Origin of the sequence: Klebsiella sp. MPUS7 (genome assembly GCF_009905335.1) — a bacterium.
In the GTDB taxonomy this organism is placed as follows: domain Bacteria; phylum Pseudomonadota; class Gammaproteobacteria; order Enterobacterales; family Enterobacteriaceae; genus Klebsiella; species Klebsiella grimontii.
On the sequence record NZ_CP047604.1, the window covers coordinates 4,600,767 to 4,616,529 of the forward strand.

The following is a 15,763-nucleotide window of genomic DNA, read 5'->3' on the forward strand; positions in this document are numbered from 1 at the left end:
CGCTTTTCAATCAAACTCTCTCGTAATGGAGAATTTGATGATCAAGAAACTGAGTTCAAAGAGTAAGGAATCATCATGAGCATTTACTTTAATGAGCACGGTAGCGCTATTGGATACCACGTAGAAGGACGTTAGACAATCAAAGGAGATTATTTGCAAGTCGAACAGGGCACGAACATTCCGGGCGGCTTGTACAAAATTAACGATAATAAAGTGAAATACCCATTCGACTACAAAGAGGTTGAGGGAGTAATCGATACTGAGAAACTCACCTTCACCGTGAATGGTCAAGCGTATGCAATGAAGAAAATGAAAACAAATCCGTGGGATGTATAGCTTTAAGGGGGCAGGCCAAACCGCTGGCTCATATGAGTTGATAAGCAAAATTAATTTCGTCAGGAATGTGTTGGGAAGACTTACAATTCAAAGAGATGAGTAATCTTAAAAGCCCTGACCATTGCAGCCAGGGCTTTTAAGGTACTACAGACTTCAGATTTAACATTAATGGACTTAATAAAATGATACAGCTATTTATACTGCTTTCAAATGTACCCGTTCACTACAGATAATATTGGGCATTAATACTAAAAAACCTCCCTCTATATATCTCGTTATACACTGCCTGCGCTTTCAAGAGCTAAGCGTGGCTACTTAAACAAGCACATCACCCATCGCGACATATACTCTTTGATGCGTTGCCCTTTACTGATACGGTTGCCATCAAAAAACGAAACCGCCAGCATAAACTAAAAAAACAAGGCCTTACATCGTCGCGCTAACACTACCATTTTGCGAATCAGCACAATCACTACGAGGCCTGAAAGCGAACTACATCCCAAACTACAAACTTCGTGGCCTGTAAAGCAAAATGGCTTAACCCAGAACTTCTTTTCATTTAGCAACTTACTAACCACTTTCATTGTGCTGCTGAGTACTAATTTACTTATTTGAGATTTGCGGTCAATACTGTTTTTTAAAACATGTTTTTATTAACAGCGATAGTGACTGTGCTGCATCCCGCTATTCATTGTATCGATGCTCCTGGCACAGGGCTGCCGTTTCAGCCCTCACCACCGGTTTACTCAGGCTTGCACCTATCTGCCGCGATGCAGCATTTGTATATGGAATGCAGTAACTCGACTTAATCAATATTCATCCGGTACTTTTCAATGCACTTGCCCGGTACACCGCCGCTTTCCGCTAAGCCGTATCGCCACCCTGTATTGGTATATCGCGGTCTACCTTAACTACTGCGCCATGAACCTGCTAAGAGAACATTTTTAAGTGACTTGCATTTTGATAGTTACTATGTCAATTTGCTTCTGAAAGCCACCAATTCATTCAGGTCTGTCCATGAAAAATGAACCGCTTTTTCACGCTCCCTGCCCCATCGCCCGTAGTCTTGGCCGCATCGGTGACAGTTGGAGCATAATGATCCTGCGCGACGCCTTTGCGGGCTTTACCCGCTTTGACGAGTTCCAGAAAAGCAGTAACGTCGCGCCCAATATTCTTTCGCGCCGCCTGAAGTCACTGGTAGACGATGGACTACTGGAGAAGATTTGCTACAGCAGCACACCGCCTCGTTACGAATACCACCTCACGCAAAGCGGTCGCGATTTTCGCATGGTGCTGCTGGCGTTGGCGGAATGGGGTAACCGCAACTTCGCACCCGAAGGCCGTCAGATGCAATTGGTGGAAAGTGAAACCCTGCGGCACGTTGAGCCGATCCTGGTCGATAAAGCGACCGGTGAAGAGATTATCCCGGATAAATACACCATGGTGCCGGGACCCGCAGCCTCGCCGATGATGAAATACCGTCACGAATATTTGCAGCGCAAACGCGAAGGTTATAGTGGGCAAAAATTCCAACCCGAGTCTTATAGAGATGCCAGCGACGAATCCGGCCAGTAAAAAAAGAGCCTTCATCATGATCGTTTTTTGATGGCCGTGCTGCTGGTTCTATTGATGGAAATACCGCCGGAACACTAATATTACAGGAGAGTTGATTATGGGCGTTTCAGTTAAACGCATTGTCATAACCGGGATGGGGATTGTCAGCCCTCTGGGGTGCGGCGTACAGCATGTCTGGCAATCTCTGCTGGCAGGGAAGTCAGGTATTACAAAGCTTAGCGAGCAGTTGGTCGCGGATATTCCCTGCAAAGTGGCTGGACTGGTTCCGTCCATCGAACACGATGCGTTGCACGGCTTCGATCCACTAGCGATCATCCCGGCCAAAGAGCGCAAAAAAATGGATCGCTTTATCGAGTTTGCGCTGGTTGCCGCGCATGAGGCGCTAACGCAGGCCAGGTGGTCGCCTGAATCAGCGACAGAACAAGAACGCACCGCAACGGTCATTGCCACCGGGATCGGCGGGTTCGGCGAGATCGCCAATGCGGTACATACGACGGATGAGCGCGGGCCGCGTCGCCTGTCTCCGTTCACCATCCCCTCTTTTCTTGCCAACCTGGCCGCCGGGCATGTGTCTATCGCCCACGGTTTCCGTGGCCCCATAGGCGCGCCGGTAACCGCCTGCGCGGCAGGCGCGCAGGCCATTGGCGATGCTGCACGGATGATCCACAGCGGCGAGGCAGATATCGCCCTCTGCGGTGGTGCAGAAGCGGCAATTCATCGTGTTAGTCTTGCCGGGTTTGCTGCAGCAAAGGCGCTTTCCAGCTCCTCCAACGACCATCCGGAAGCCGCTTCCCGCCCCTTTGACCGCGACCGCGATGGTTTTGTAATGGGAGAAGGTGCCGGGCTTATCGTGATTGAGTCGCTGGAGCACGCGCTAGCGCGAGGCGCCACGCCGCTGGCCGAGCTTGTCGGCTACGGCACCAGCGCTGATGCTTATCACTTGACCGCTGGCCCGGAAGATGGTGATGGCGCACGCCGGGCCATGGAAATGGCCATTCGTCAGGCGGGGATCTCAGCAGAAGAGATTGACCATATCAACGCTCACGCCACTTCGACTCAGGTTGGAGACAAAGGTGAACTTGCGGCGATTAAAAAACTGTTTGGCGCACATCCCGTCGCCATTACCTCGACGAAATCAGCAACCGGCCATCTATTAGGCGCAGCTGGCGGGATTGAGGCTATTTTCACCATTCAGGCGTTGCGCGACCAGATGGTGCCGCCGACGCTGAACCTGCATCACCCCGATGAAAACGCGGAAGGTCTGAACCTGGTGGCGCTGGTGGCCCGCCCACAGAAGATGCGTTATGCGCTTTCGAACGGTTTTGGTTTTGGCGGTGTCAACGCCAGCCTGCTGCTGAAACGCTGGTAATAATAGTTCAGCTCCCCCTCTGGAAAGGTCGGTGGGGGACTTCCACCAGAGCAAAATATTCAGTCACTGATTTCCAACTAATACTCAGAAATGTATCCTTGAGAAAACATAAAGAAGTTCGCCTGACCAACTGGCGACAGGTAGCTAAGATCATTTGATGAGTTACACTACGATCCCCTCGTCAAAACAGACAGGCATTCGTCCTGTCGAGACATGCTTCAGTGCATTGACAAACCTATTGAAACAATCATTTTTAGAGAAAGGACTTTTATGAGTCATTCCACAGATATATCAATCGGTCTGCTCCTGTTCCCTGCTCTTACTCAGCTTGATTTGACTGGTCCATATGAAGTCTTTACACGGGCTCCAGATACAAAGGTTCATCTCATCTGGAAAAACCTGGACCTTGTGGTTTCAGATCGCGGTATGGCGATTCAACCAACCACCACATTCAATGCGTGTCCCGCACTGGATGTAATTTGTGTCCCCGGAGGGCCTGGCCAGATAAACCTGATGGAGGATGAAGAAGTCCTTTCGTTTATCCGGGCTCAAAGTAAACAAGCAAAGCTGATAACCTCTGTTTGCACCGGAGCGCTTGTGCTGGGCGCCGCAGGGCTTCTGGATGGATATAAAGCGACGACGCACTGGGCTTCACTGGGGCAGTTGGAGTTGTTGGGCGCAGAGCCGGTAAATGAGCGCGTAGTACGTGACCGCAACCGTATCACGGGCGCAGGAGTGACTTCAGGTATCGATTTTGCCCTCAATGTCGTATCAGAAATATTCGGATCTGATATTGCACAAAATATTCAGTTGCATATGGAATATGACCCAGCCCCTCCCTTTAACTGTGGCTCGCCCCGCTCCGCATCTGAAGAACAACTAAAAAAAGCCCAGCAACAAGTTGCGCCATTTATTGAAAAGAGACTGCAAGCTACGTTGAAAGCAGCAGCCAAACTTCATAAATAAGGGAGTAGCGAAAGGCGTTTCCCTTTTCATTTTCAACGTCTGCTTCTGGCACTAAGCTGACCATCTGACCGAGCTTGAGGTCCGCTAAGAGCAGACAGCGAACGTCGGTTATGACGAAACAAGTCTCGAAGATCATTTCGGAAAATATAAACAATTCGGGATATACCGGCCTGATTATCTCAACCAGGCTCAAGGCCAAGCGTTTCCCGACGCAGCAGGGCCCATTCAATCAATGCCGCCATAGATGGGCCCAGTGCTGTTCCCAATTCCGTGAGGGAGTATTCAACACGAGGCGGAACTTCAGGATAAAGCGTCCGCAATATAATCCCATCTTTTTCCAGCTGCTTAAGCTGCTGTATAAGCATCTTTTGATTTACCCCCTCGATCCTACGTTCAAGCTCAGAAAAGCGCAGTGGAACTTTAGCGGCGAAAAGCTGGCATAAAATGATTGTTTTCCATTTACCTTCAATAATCTTCAGGGCTTCGCTGGTAACCTGCGCCCATACGAGCCGTTGTTCAGGTATATCACAACGCCAGTCTCTTTCCATACTTACCTCCAGTAAGCTACCCACTATTTTGTGTGTTCTTGTCGTTACCACAGTAAGGGATTAGTGTACCCCCTATTGCAAACGACTTCAGGAGTGAAGATGAGAATCGGCGTAATTGGTACAGGCAATATTGGCGGTACGCTTGCACGTAAGTTAAGCGAAGCTGGGCATGAGGTAAAAGTGGCAAATTCACGCGGTTTAGACGCGGTAAGGGAATTTGCCAGTGAAATTAACGCAGTGCCGGCGGACATATATGGTGCAGTGACTGACGTAGATGCCGTTATTCTGTCCATTCCATTCCCGGCGGTGAGTAGCCTGCCTGATGGGTTTTTCTCGGGTTTACCTCCACATGTCCCTGTCATTGATACGAGCAACTATTATCCAGGTCTGCGCGATCCGCAGATTGCTGCGCTGGATGAAGATCGGACGGAAAGCGAATGGGTTCAGGAGCAGATTGGGCATCCCGTTATCAAAGCCTTCAACAATATACTCGCCGACTCTCTGGCAGAACTGGGGCTGCCTGAGGGGAGCCGCGGTCGCCTGGCGGTCGCAGTAGCAGGAGATCATCCAGCCGCAGTACAGATCACGATGTCCCTGGTTAACGATACCGGCTTTGACCCCGTATTTTCCGGGTCTATCGCTGAATCATGGCGTCAGCAGCCGTGCACGCCATCCTATTGTTGTGACTGGGAGGCTGCCACCATGCTTCGCGCTTTCCCCCTGGCGAAAAAGGGAGAAGGACGGGCCCGTCTGCCTTTACTTTATGCCAGCTTCGGTAAGCTGGGTGAGGCGCCAACACATGAAGATATCATAGATAATAATCGAGCCATCAACTGGCCTGTATAACGTGGCTGCCGATGATAACGAAAGCAGTGCCTGCCTGAGCGGCGGCAAAATGCACATTCTTTAGAAGAATCGATGGTCAGAAGCTGGCTTAGCAATCCATTGCAAATCATTGTTGAAAAAGGTGAACCACGCTTTAAGATCGCCACTCGCCCTAAGAATGCCTGTTATACAGCAAATAAGACATTATTTGACTTTAGGGTTAACCGATATTTTTCCATAAAAAAAACCACTGCCAGTGGCGACAGTGGTTAATAGTACAGCTTTTATTATATTATGCAGAAATTAGCGTTGGGCACTGAGGCCAATATCTTTATTCAGGCGTTGATCTGTAGACGATACGGACAACAAAAAAATAAAGCTGAATTATGATGATAAGAACCAAATGGCCAAAATAAAAACGACTCCCCCGGGCTCTTATCAATAAACGCTTCATGATTAAGTCGTGGCACGCCATCACGTCGTTTCCCAGCGACGAAACAGAAGACTCGCATTGACGCCACCGAAACCAAAACCGTTCGATAATGCATAAGTTATAGCAGCAGGACGGGCCTTTAACGCGACAAGATCCAGGCCCTGCCCCGCCTCATCCGGATGATGCAGATTCAACGTCGGCGGTATAACCTGATCGCGTAAGGCAAGCACGGTAAATATGGCCTCAACACCCCCTGCGGCCCCCAGCAGATGGCCGGTGGCAGACTTTGTCGAACTAATAGCGACACCCAATCCCCCACCGAACACAGACCTGATGGCCGCCAGCTCGCCCTTGTCTCCAATCTGCGTAGAGGTGGCATGGGCGTTGATGTGCTGGATCTCATCGGCCTTCACCTCCGCCTGAGCCAAAGCCAGTTCAATTGCCCGACGTGCGCCGCTACCGTCTTCCGGCCCGGCGGTAAGATGCCATGCATCGGCGCTGGTGCCATATCCCACCAGTTCAGCCAGAGGGGTCGCGCCGCGCGCAAGCGCGTGCTCAAGAGATTCAATCACTAATAACCCGGCACCTTCCGCCATAACAAACCCGTCCCGATCGCGATCGAAGGGTCTTGACGCTTCAGCCGGGTTTTCCGAAAACCCGGTGGAGAGCGCACGCGCCGCGGCAAAGCACCCCAGGGTAACGCGATCGATTGCGGCCTCCGTCCCCCCACAAATAGCGATATCAGCTTCGCCGCCTCTGATAAGCCTGGCCGCATCGCCAATCGCCTGCACGCCAGCCGCACATGCTGTGATCGGCGCGCCAAGCGGCCCCCTGAAACCATGTCGGATCGAGATATGGCCTGCAGCCATATTGGCGAGAAAAGAGGGCGCAGTGAACGGCGATAGTCGCCGTGGGCCGCGCGTATCGGTAGTCCTTACCGCATCAGCAATCGCGCCAAACCCTCCCACACCGGATGCGATAATGGTTGCTGTGCGTTGCTGCGAGTCATCATCCACCGGGCGCCAGCCTGCCTGCGTCAGCGCTTCCTCGGCCGCCATGAGCGCAAACTCAATGAAACGGTCCATTTTCTTTCGCTCTTTTGTCGGTATAAACCGCTCCGGGTCATAGCCGGCTTCAGGATCTTCGACAACAGAAGGTACCAGGCCTGCGACAGCGACACCGGTTCCGTCACTGACGTCTGGCGAAAGACGCCTTATCCCCGATTGGCCCTTAAGAAGCCTGCGCCAGGCTATCTCTGTATCGCATCCCAGAGGGCCGATCATGCCGCATCCGGTTACGACTATTCGCTTTCGCCTTTCGAGAGCCATCGTTAAATCCTCATCATTCGGGTCGATATTTTCAGGGCCGCCGGAACGTCGTCTGGCGACCCTTTCTTTAGTGCATCACGGTCAAACTGCAGCCTGCGGTTCCGCAGGTTTCTGCGTATCAGGACGTATTTTGAACCAGATGGCATACATGGCGGGCAGGAACACCAGCGTGATAATGGTGCCGCCAAACGTCCCGCCAATCAGCGTGTAGGCCAGCGTCCCCCAGAACACCGAGTGCGTCAGCGGGATAAACGCCAGTATGGCCGCCATCGCCGTCAGCAATACTGGTCTAGCCCGCTGCACCGTTGCCTCCACCACCGCATGGAAGGGTGCCAGCCCCTCCTGCTCGTTGTGATGGATCTGGCCTATCAGGATCAGGGTGTTGCGCATCAGAATGCCGGACAGCGCAATCAGCCCGACGAGGGTATTGATGCCAAAAGGCTGGTTGAAGAGCAGCAGCGTTGGCACCACCCCAATCAGCCCCAGCGGCGCGGTGAGGAAGACCATCACCATCGCCGCCATCGACCGCACCTGCAGGATGATAATTAACAGCGTCATGGCAATCATGATAGGGAACAGCGGCACCATCGCTTTGGTGGCTTTCCCGGACTCTTCGATCGAACCCGCCTGATCGATGCGGTATCCGTCCGGCAGCGTATCGATGACCGGCTGCAGCGCCTTCGTGATGGCGGTAGAAACATCCGGCGGCTGCAGATTTTCGGCTATATCACCCCTGACAGTTATGGTCGGAATACGATCGCGACGGCGCATAACCGGCTCTTCCATTTGCACCTCAACCTCGCCAATCTGAGACAGCGGAATGCGCTGCCCGGCAGCCCCCACCAGGGTAAAGCCGGCAATTTTTGCCGGGTCAAGCCGGATATCCCCCGCCGCGCGTCCCATGACCTGTACCGAACGGATATCTTCCCGTACCGAGGTGATCGGAATCCCTGAAAGCAGGAACTGAAGCTGCTGCGCGGCCGCATTCGAGGTCAGCCCCACCGCCTGCAGGCGATCCTGATTGAGCGTGAAGTGCAGCGCCGGTACTCGCGGCCCCCAGTCGGTGTTGACGGTTCTCATCATTGGACTGGCCTGCATCACTTTTTCGACCTTATCTGCGATTTCGCGCAGCGTGGTAGGGTCAGGCCCCATGACGCGATAAGCCACCGGATAGGGTGAATAGGGTCCAAACACCAGCTGGGTCACGCGCACGCGCGCCTCGGGCGTCAGTCCACCGGCCACCGCTTCACGCAGTCTGAACTTAAGCGCCTCGCGGGCTTCCGGGTTGTCCGTCAGCACGACTATTTTCGCAAATGACGGGTCAGGCAGCTCGGGGGCCATGGCCAGAAAGAAACGCGGCGCCCCCTGCCCGATGTAGGAGGTGACGATTTTTGCCTCTTTCTGCTTTCTCAGCCAGGCTTCGATTTTCGCCGCGGTGGCATTGGTCTGCTCGATAGCGGTGCCGTAGGGCATCTGCACTTCAACCAGCACCTCAGGACGGTCGGAGGTGGGGAAAAATTGTTTTTTCACCAGCCCCATGCCGAGTATCGCGACCGTAAAGACGGCAATCACGGTACCCGCTACGATCCACTTGCGCGCGATAACCCAGGCCAGCAACCGGCGAAAACGGTTGTAATGACGGGTGTTGTAAATCGCTGCGTGTCCCCCCTCTACCTTTTTGATATCGGGCAGCATCTTCACGCCCAGATAAGGCGTAAACACCACCGCGACAATCCAGGAGGCAATAAGGGCGATACCGACGATCCAGAACATGTTGCTGGTATATTCGCCGGCGGTGGACTGGGCAAAACCGTTAGGCATGAAACCAACGGCGGTGACCAGCGTACCGGCGAGCATCGGGGCGGCGGTGTGGCTCCAGGCATAGGCGGAGGCTTTGATGCGGTCGTAGCCCTCTTCCATTTTCACCACCATCATTTCGATGGCGATGATGGCATCATCGACCAGCAGCCCGAGCGCCAGGATCAGCGAGCCCAGGGTGATACGGTCAAAGTTTTTACCGGAAGCTTCCATCACCACGAAGACAATCGCCAGCGTTAACGGTACGGCAGCGGCGACCACTACGCCCACGCGCCACCCCATGCTGACGAAACAGACCACCATCACCACCAGCAGCGCGACAAAGAACTTGATCATAAACTCGTCAACGGCGGAGCTGATGTTGACCGACTGGTCGGTGACCTTGGTCAGGGTCATGCCGAGCGGCATACCCGCATTAATTTTGGCCGTTTCCGCATCCAGCGCCTTACCCAGATCCAGCCCGTTCCAGCCGTCCCGCATCACGATGCCCAGCAGCAGCGCCGTTTCCCCCTGGTTGCGGATCTGGAAGGTTGCCGGATCTTCGTAGCCCCGCTCAACGGTCGCCACGTCCGATAGCTGCAGGGTCCGGCCCTGGACAACAATGGGGGTTTCGCGGATTTTCTCCAGTTTGTCAAAAGCGCCATCCAGGCGAATAAAGACCTGCGGTCCTTTAGTGTCAATCGATCCAGCGGGCGTCAGGACGTTCTGGCTGTTAAGGGCGGAGAAAATATCCTGAGGGGAAACGCCCAGCGTGGCCAGCCGGTCATGCGAGAACGAAACAAAGATGCGTTCGGCCTGTTCGCCGATAATATTGACCTTCTTCACCCCCGGCACGTGCAGAAGACGCTGACGCAGCGATTCCGCATCGCGAACCAGCAGCCGCTGTGGCTCTCCTTTCGCCTTCAGCGCAAAGAGCGCGAAGGTGACGTCGGAAAATTCGTCATTGAACATCGGTCCGATAACGCCTGCCGGCAGGTTTTTGGCCTCATCGCCGAGCTTCTTGCGCGCCTGATAGAACTCTTCCTGCACCTGTGAAGGCGGCGTGCTGTCCTGCAGTGACAGCATGGTATAAGCCAGACCGGGTCGGGTGTAGGTTTCACTACGGTCATACCACTTGAGCTCCTGCATCCGCTTTTCAAGCGGTTCAGCAACCTGATCCTGCATCTCCTGCGCGGTAGCGCCCGGCCAGGCAGAAATAATCGTCATCTGCTTGACGGTAAACGGCGGGTCTTCCGCGCGTCCCAGTTCGAAAAACGACAGAACCCCGGCCACGGTAATCAGGATAATGAGGAACAGCGTGATGGAACGCTCGCGAACGGCCAGCGCTGAAAGATTGAATTTGCCGTCGCTCATGGCCGACTCCCGGCGACGCTGGCATCGTTCTGTACAGCCATGCGTACGGCCTCACCGTCATGCAGCAGATGCGCCCCGAGCGCGACCACCTTCTCGCCAGGCTGGAGATTACCGGATACCTGCGCCGCATCATCACTCAATCCCAGCACCTGAACGGACCGCCACGACACTTTGGCTGGCTGACCTGAAATCTGCCAGACGCCCGGCCCTTTGCCCGGATCGTAGAGGGAGGCTAATGGCACCTGCATCACCTGGTTCGGTAATTTACCGTCTGCAATGTGCAGCGTCACGGTGGATCCCAGCGGCGCATTCGCCAGCGCCCCTTCAAGCACATATCTCGCCTCGAAGGTGCGGGTGACCGGATCGGCCGCATCGGAAAGGAGACGCAGTTTCGCCGGGACCGTCTGTTTACCGGTGCCGTACAACATGGCCTCGGCCTCGCTTGCGGGAGCCGGACGTAACGTTTCGGGTAACTGCACGCTGGCCTCACGCTGGCCCGCTCTGGCCAGACGAACCACCGGCTGACCGGCGCTAACCACCTGACCGGGTTCAGCCAGAGTCTCCATAACCACGCCGTCGGCGTCGGCCAGCAGCACCGTGTAGCCCGTGGCGTTTTGCGCCACATTCGCCTGGGCCTGAGCCGCATTGAGTTCAGCTTTGGCCGTATCGGCGGCCGCCTTAATCTGGTCGTAGGCCGATGCCGACACCGCCCCTGCCGCGACCAGACCGCGGTAACGCGCCTCATCCGCCGCAGCTTGTTTTGCGCGGGCCCGTGCGGCCGCGACAGCCTGTTGCTGAGCCTGCGCCTGCAGGCCGAGGTCCACGGGATCCAGACGCATCAACGGCTGGCCGCGCTTGACGTTCTGACCGGTATCGACCAGACGTTCAAGAATTTTGCCCTGCACTCTGAAACCGAGATCGCTTTGAACGCGGGCGACAACAACGCCGGTAAACGCGCGGGAGGCATCCATCGCACTCACTACGGTCGCAGACCTGACCAGAGGAGGCTGAGTGCGGGGATCGTCTGTGCCGGAAACGTCACCGCAGGCCGCGAGGGCAAACGGCAGCAGGCAAACGGCAAGAGGGGCTGATTTGAGCCTGAGCATGGAGTTCCTTAATCATTTTGACAGGACAGTTGAACCATACTCTTTCATGTGACCAATTAAGTCAATGGTCACTTTCGAATTGCTAAACTTCTGAGTATTAATGAGGATAGCAATACGGCCGCAGTGGGTGCGGTATCGAGGTTAAATTGCAGCTGTAACGGGCAAATATAAGGCTGCATGACCAGACTGATGGCATCAGCGGTCTCACCCAGCGGGGTTTTTCGTTCAAACTCCCCTGCCTGCCGACCTTCCTGAATGATGTGCTGTATTAGCTGTCGCAGCTGCTGCTGATAGACGGCGGCGGAAGGCCAGCGCTCCCGGGAGGCAACGGCAGCAATGTCATAAAGCTTGCGATCGTGGAAGAACAGATCGTTACCGGCTTCGATCAGCGCGTTCAATAACCGCCTCAGCTTTTCGGAGGCGGTAGGCGCATCGGCAATCGCATCATTGACGACCTCAGAGATTTTCGCCAGCCTGTTAGCACAAATGACTTCTCCAATCGCCTGTTTTGAATCGAAAAATTTGTATATATAGGCTTTTGAAAAACCAATCGTTTTCGCCAGGTCTGACACGGTGGTCTTCTCGTAGCCGAAATACCCGAAGTGCTCCGTAGCGGCTTCAACAATCCGATCGCGGACGCAATGGTCCGACGGTCCCCGTGAGGAGTGTGCATTTGTGTATTTTGTCATTTTTCCAGCTTAGCCCAGAAGGCCCCGATTGACAACTTGTGACCATTTGGTAATTTAGTCACAAATCAAAGTTGACTCAAGGCACATCATGTTTCTCCTGCGTACTCTTGTCCTGGCCGTCACGGCTGGCTTACTGGCGGGCTGTGCCGTCGGGCCGGATTATCATCGTCCCGATGCACCGCTTTTGAAGCAATATCACTCTCAGCCTGCCGTCCAGCAAAGAAGCGCCTCGCGGATCGCCAGTTTTGATGTGTGGTGGGAAGGGTTTAACGACCCAATGTTGAGTTCATTGGTGTCTGACGCACTCGCGCAGAATCTGGATCTTGCTCAGGCAACCGCGCGGATGGCCCAGGCCCGCGCAGATCGCCTCTATGGGGATGCCGGCCGACCTGCTTCGCCGGAGACCGGATATTATCGTGGCGGAGCGTCATCTCGCCGCCTCTCATGCACGTAACCGGGGGACGAATGAAAAGAATAGGCGTTCTGGGCGTGGATGCGTTAAGCGAAAAACTGATCGCAGGATTCTTTCAGGCGGAAACGGGCGCCCAGGTGTTTCTGTCCCCGGCAAACAGCGAACGGGCTCAAAGGCTGGCAAGAAAATTTCCCTGCTGGACCCTGGACAATCACCAGGCGGTCATTGATGAAGCGGATGTCATTATTATTAGCGTTAACCCTGATACTTTAAATGAACTCGCGCGCGGTGTGCGGTTACGCGATTCACACACCCTGATTTCGCTTGTACCAGGTATTCAGTCCCGAACCCTACGTGAGATATTCCAGCCTGCAAACTGCGTCAGATTACGCCTGGCATATAGTGATGGAATAAATCAATCCGCAGTCATCCTCACCGCAGCGGATGAAGAAATACAGCGCCTGTTTGCCTCGTTAGGGCCGCTCTTAGTAGCGGACGACGAATCGGATTTTGCTTCAACAACCGGAGGCCCTGTCTGAGCGGTGATTTCTATTTGATTTTACAACAATTCTGACCAGCACGGGAATGATAACTCCCTGAAAACGGCTCATCTGCCCCCTCGAATAAACGTGACAATTTTCGCCATGTTTTAGAGATAATCACCGGCCTGCTCCCCAACCTATCGCAGGCCGGATTGGCGTGATTCACCGAATTATAAGAGCCAGCCCCGCGGCGAAGAGAATAGAAAGCAGCACCGATGCCAGGCCAGGCAGCAGAAAAGGATGATCGATAATATGTCGCCCCAGTTTGGTGGAGCCGGTATCGTCCAGCTCTACCGCTGCCAGTAACGTCGGGTAATTTGGCAAAATAAAAAGAGAAGCCGTAGCCGGAAAGCAGGCGACCAAAATAGCGGGAGCAACGCCCATGCTCAGCGCGGCAGGGAATAAAATTTTTGTTGAAGCCGCCTGCGAATACAAGAAACATGATGCCGCCATAATGATGAGCGCCAACATAATGGGCGAATCCAATAAATGTGACGAGACCGCGCTTTGCAGCCACTGTTGATTACTGTCCATAAAGGTGGAACCCAGCCAGGCGACGCCAAGGATACAGATGCAGGAGGTCATCCCGGTTTTAAACACCGAGCCGGACGGGACCTTGTGGACGTTAACCCGGCAGCACACCACAATCAGCAGCGCAACGCCCATCATCACCCCTACCCGCGCCTGCCCGCTGCTCATGACCGGATGGGCAATCAGCCCTAATTTTGGACTGGTGACAATCGCATAGGCCAGAACCGCAACCAGCCCAACGATAAAGATCAGCACCGAACGACCGGCATAGGGCGGGATAGCCCGCTCAGTCCGTGCCTTAACCTGAACCGGATTGTCACAGAGCCGATCCTGCTGGCGGATTCTGTCCCAGAACAGGTAAAAAAAGGAGGTGACCAGCAGCGCAAGAAAGGTGGACGGTATTGATACCGCAATGAGCTCAATATAGCTCCAGCCGTCATGCCCTTTCTCCAGTATCCCCGAGAAAAAAATCACCGCCGCGGAAATGGGCGACGCCACAATACCCAGCAAAGACGCGCTGACGGAGAGAGCAAGCGCGCGGGTGGGTTTTATATTGTTCTCTTTCGCCACGCCGACAATAACCGGCATACAGGCAAAGGAGACCTGCCCGGTGCTGGCCATCATGGTTAATAGCCAGGTGGAAAGCGGCGCGGTGATGACTAACAATCGCGGATAGCGGCGCAGCAGGCGCTCGGTGAGGTCAACAAGATATTCAATACCGCCGGCCTCCTGCATGGCGGCAATCGCCACGATCACCACCATGATAAACACGATAACCAGCATCGGCATATCGCCCGGCGTCGCGCCGAGCGCGCTGAGGACAATCACGCCGGCGCCGCCGGCAAACCCCACGCCGATCCCCCCAACCCGCATGCCGATGTACAGAAACAGCAGCACCACCAGAAACTGGACCAATATCATATATTGCCTCCACGGCTCCCTGTCCGGCATTAACCCTTCGCAAGATGACATGGCCGCCGCGCAAACTCGCGCTCACCATATCTTTGGATGTAACCTGCCGGTGAACGACAATTTATCGCGATACAGCGGCATCGCTGCACACGGTGTGAATCAGGCATCCGATCTGCTCAATCTCAACTTCCACCTTGTCCCCGGGCTGCATAAAGAGCGACGGCGTACGTTTTTTTCCGATACCGCCGGGGGTGCCGGTCAGGATAACGTCTCCCGGAGAGAGCGCGCTGAAGGTGCTGATATACGCAATGAGTTCGGCGATTGAATACAACATGCTGCCCGTATTATCCTGCTGCACCGTCTGGCCATTGAGCCGGGTGGTAATATTCAGATTTTGCGGGTCGGGGATATCATCCGCCGTCACCAGCCAGGGGCCGAAGCCGCCCGTTGCTGGCCAGTTTTTCCCGCCGGTAAAGCAGGTATGCTGCCAGTCGCGCACCGAGCCATCCATATAGCAGCTGTAGCCGGCAACATACTGCAGCGCCTCCTGCTCAGGGATATTGCGCCCTCCACGGCCGATCACCAGCGCCATTTCGCCTTCATAGTCAAACTCATTGCTACGTTCCGGCTTGAGGAGCGGCGCCAGATGCCCGGTCTGCGAATCCGCAAAGCGGATGAATAGCACAGGATTCGCGGGCTTCTCGTTACCGGCAACGTTTTTATCGCGATAATTCACGCCAGCGCAGATGATTTTTTTCGGTTCAGTAATGACCGGCAGGAAAGCGATCTCGTTGAAGGAATAATGCGTTTTCTTCGCGGACGGCGGTAGAGTATCAAGCAGATGAAGGTGCGGCAGAAATTCAAGCAGACTGCCATATTGAGGGAACAGCGCCTGCAGATCGATGACGCCATCGGCGGTCGCCAGACCATATTTATTTTTATCATTAACGCGAAAGCTTAATAGTTTCATAAATCACCTTGGGAAGAGACAGAGGTGAAAGCCCCGACGTGATGATGAAG

Annotated in this window: 13 protein-coding genes and 1 pseudogene; 7 read left to right on the forward strand and 7 right to left on the reverse strand. The window is 54.3% G+C overall.

The annotated features are described in order from the left end of the window. Nucleotides 1-153: 153 nt before the first annotated feature. The 4 genes from GUC22_RS21495 (at nt 154) to GUC22_RS21510 (ending at nt 4,246) form a co-directional block, all read left to right on the forward strand. Complete coding sequence (locus tag GUC22_RS21495; protein ID WP_224375446.1) at nt 154-336, forward strand: hypothetical protein; 183 nt, start codon at nt 154-156, stop codon at nt 334-336. Between the two features lie 1,017 nt (nt 337-1,353). Next, nucleotides 1,354-1,911, forward strand: a complete 558-nt coding sequence (locus tag GUC22_RS21500) for a winged helix-turn-helix transcriptional regulator (RefSeq protein ID WP_024359106.1) — start codon at nt 1,354-1,356, stop codon at nt 1,909-1,911. Between the two features lie 97 nt (nt 1,912-2,008). Next, nucleotides 2,009-3,280, forward strand: coding sequence for a beta-ketoacyl-ACP synthase II (fabF, locus tag GUC22_RS21505; protein ID WP_049085663.1), 1,272 nt, complete (start codon nt 2,009-2,011; stop codon nt 3,278-3,280). 270 nt (nt 3,281-3,550) lie between these two features. After that, the gene (locus tag GUC22_RS21510) at nt 3,551-4,246 is read left to right on the forward strand and encodes a DJ-1/PfpI family protein (protein ID WP_049085678.1); all 696 of its coding nucleotides are present in this window, start codon (nt 3,551-3,553) and stop codon (nt 4,244-4,246) included. Nucleotides 4,247-4,425: 179 nt separating this feature from the next. Here the strand turns inward: GUC22_RS21510 and GUC22_RS21515 are convergent, their stop codons facing one another. After that, nucleotides 4,426-4,794 carry a winged helix-turn-helix transcriptional regulator gene (locus tag GUC22_RS21515; protein ID WP_004132581.1) on the reverse strand — a complete coding sequence of 123 codons (369 nt, stop codon included), beginning with the start codon at nt 4,792-4,794 and terminating at the stop codon, nt 4,426-4,428. A 99-nt stretch (nt 4,795-4,893) separates the two neighbouring features. Between GUC22_RS21515 and GUC22_RS21520 the strand changes: the two genes are divergently transcribed. After that, nucleotides 4,894-5,640, forward strand: a complete 747-nt coding sequence (locus tag GUC22_RS21520) for an NADPH-dependent F420 reductase (protein ID WP_024359109.1) — start codon at nt 4,894-4,896, stop codon at nt 5,638-5,640. Between the two features lie 453 nt (nt 5,641-6,093). Here the strand turns inward: GUC22_RS21520 and fabF (GUC22_RS21525) are convergent, their stop codons facing one another. From fabF (GUC22_RS21525) to GUC22_RS21540, 4 genes are all read right to left on the reverse strand, one after another. Next, nucleotides 6,094-7,380, reverse strand: coding sequence for a beta-ketoacyl-ACP synthase II (fabF, locus tag GUC22_RS21525; RefSeq protein ID WP_049099851.1), 1,287 nt, complete (start codon nt 7,378-7,380; stop codon nt 6,094-6,096). A gap of 81 nt (nt 7,381-7,461) precedes the next feature. Beyond that, nucleotides 7,462-10,551, reverse strand: coding sequence for an efflux RND transporter permease subunit (locus GUC22_RS21530; protein ID WP_160183763.1), 3,090 nt, complete (start codon nt 10,549-10,551; stop codon nt 7,462-7,464). Next, complete coding sequence (locus GUC22_RS21535) at nt 10,548-11,657, reverse strand: efflux RND transporter periplasmic adaptor subunit (RefSeq protein ID WP_049085660.1); 1,110 nt, start codon at nt 11,655-11,657, stop codon at nt 10,548-10,550. Before GUC22_RS21535 ends, GUC22_RS21530 begins: the two co-directional genes overlap by 4 nt. A 68-nt stretch (nt 11,658-11,725) precedes the next feature. After that, complete coding sequence (locus tag GUC22_RS21540; protein WP_064411241.1) at nt 11,726-12,346, reverse strand: TetR/AcrR family transcriptional regulator; 621 nt, start codon at nt 12,344-12,346, stop codon at nt 11,726-11,728. Between the two features lie 88 nt (nt 12,347-12,434). On the opposite strand from GUC22_RS21540, the pseudogene GUC22_RS27465 reads away from it, so the two are divergent. Continuing rightward, nucleotides 12,435-12,707 (forward strand): annotated as a pseudogene (locus GUC22_RS27465) (TolC family protein); the annotation flags it as partial. 104 nt (nt 12,708-12,811) lie between these two features. Then, on the forward strand, nt 12,812-13,297 hold the full coding sequence (locus GUC22_RS21550) for an NAD(P)-binding domain-containing protein (protein WP_148854837.1): 486 nt from the start codon (nt 12,812-12,814) through the stop codon (nt 13,295-13,297). Between the two features lie 165 nt (nt 13,298-13,462). Here GUC22_RS21550 and GUC22_RS21555 read toward each other — a convergent pair whose 3' ends face one another. Both GUC22_RS21555 and GUC22_RS21560 read right to left on the reverse strand, forming a co-directional pair. Continuing rightward, the gene (locus GUC22_RS21555) at nt 13,463-14,752 is read right to left on the reverse strand and encodes an anaerobic C4-dicarboxylate transporter family protein (protein WP_160183764.1); all 1,290 of its coding nucleotides are present in this window, start codon (nt 14,750-14,752) and stop codon (nt 13,463-13,465) included. Nucleotides 14,753-14,864: 112 nt separating this feature from the next. Further along, the gene (locus GUC22_RS21560) at nt 14,865-15,713 is read right to left on the reverse strand and encodes a fumarylacetoacetate hydrolase family protein (protein ID WP_160183765.1); all 849 of its coding nucleotides are present in this window, start codon (nt 15,711-15,713) and stop codon (nt 14,865-14,867) included. Nucleotides 15,714-15,763 lie beyond the last annotated feature (50 nt).

What these genes read in the sequence shown, in the direction of transcription:
- GUC22_RS21515 (WP_004132581.1), bottom strand. Translation starts at nt 4,794, where the DNA reads ATGGAAAGAGACTGGCGTTGTGATATACCTGAACAACGGCTCGTATGG.
- GUC22_RS21535 (WP_049085660.1), bottom strand. Translation starts at nt 11,657, where the DNA reads ATGCTCAGGCTCAAATCAGCCCCTCTTGCCGTTTGCCTGCTGCCGTTT.
- fabF (WP_049099851.1), bottom strand. Translation starts at nt 7,380, where the DNA reads ATGGCTCTCGAAAGGCGAAAGCGAATAGTCGTAACCGGATGCGGCATG.
- GUC22_RS21555 (WP_160183764.1), bottom strand. Translation starts at nt 14,752, where the DNA reads ATGATATTGGTCCAGTTTCTGGTGGTGCTGCTGTTTCTGTACATCGGC.
- GUC22_RS21530 (WP_160183763.1), bottom strand. Translation starts at nt 10,551, where the DNA reads ATGAGCGACGGCAAATTCAATCTTTCAGCGCTGGCCGTTCGCGAGCGT.
- GUC22_RS21550 (WP_148854837.1), top strand. Translation starts at nt 12,812, where the DNA reads ATGAAAAGAATAGGCGTTCTGGGCGTGGATGCGTTAAGCGAAAAACTG.
- GUC22_RS21500 (WP_024359106.1), top strand. Translation starts at nt 1,354, where the DNA reads ATGAAAAATGAACCGCTTTTTCACGCTCCCTGCCCCATCGCCCGTAGT.
- fabF (WP_049085663.1), top strand. Translation starts at nt 2,009, where the DNA reads ATGGGCGTTTCAGTTAAACGCATTGTCATAACCGGGATGGGGATTGTC.
- GUC22_RS21540 (WP_064411241.1), bottom strand. Translation starts at nt 12,346, where the DNA reads ATGACAAAATACACAAATGCACACTCCTCACGGGGACCGTCGGACCAT.
- GUC22_RS21520 (WP_024359109.1), top strand. Translation starts at nt 4,894, where the DNA reads ATGAGAATCGGCGTAATTGGTACAGGCAATATTGGCGGTACGCTTGCA.
- GUC22_RS21510 (WP_049085678.1), top strand. Translation starts at nt 3,551, where the DNA reads ATGAGTCATTCCACAGATATATCAATCGGTCTGCTCCTGTTCCCTGCT.
- GUC22_RS21560 (WP_160183765.1), bottom strand. Translation starts at nt 15,713, where the DNA reads ATGAAACTATTAAGCTTTCGCGTTAATGATAAAAATAAATATGGTCTG.